Consider the following 287-nt stretch of genomic DNA (forward strand, 5'->3'; position numbering starts at 1 on the left):
GCAGCGTAAGTTTTGTACGTGTCTGTTTTGTAATAACCTTCAATATTTTGAGGCTTACCTTGAGCACCGATTAATTCAGCATTGATTACTTCTTCGTTTTCCTTCATAGCAGCAGCTACCGGAGCAAACTGAGCCGCTAAGATTAGATTCCGTCAATAATTTCATTTAAAACAGTACTTGGTCTCATTGCAGCGTAAGTTTTGTACGTGTCTGTTTTGTAATAACCTTCAATATTTTGAGGCTTACCTTGAGCACCGATTAATTCAGCATTGATTACTTCTTCGTTT

Annotated in this window: 2 protein-coding genes; both read right to left on the reverse strand. The window is 37.6% G+C overall.

What is annotated here, in order from left to right; all coding sequences use genetic code 11:
- A partial coding sequence (locus BOQ62_RS22220) for an NADP-dependent isocitrate dehydrogenase (protein ID WP_410494236.1) occupies positions 1-143 on the reverse strand: 143 nt, incomplete at its 3' end.
- On the reverse strand, positions 143-287 hold a 145-nt coding region (locus tag BOQ62_RS22225), incomplete at its 5' end, for an NADP-dependent isocitrate dehydrogenase (RefSeq protein ID WP_164976833.1). The genes BOQ62_RS22220 and BOQ62_RS22225, both read right to left, overlap by 1 nt.

Origin of the sequence: Chryseobacterium sp. CH21, assembly GCF_004119445.1 — a bacterium.
Classification (GTDB): domain Bacteria; phylum Bacteroidota; class Bacteroidia; order Flavobacteriales; family Weeksellaceae; genus Chryseobacterium.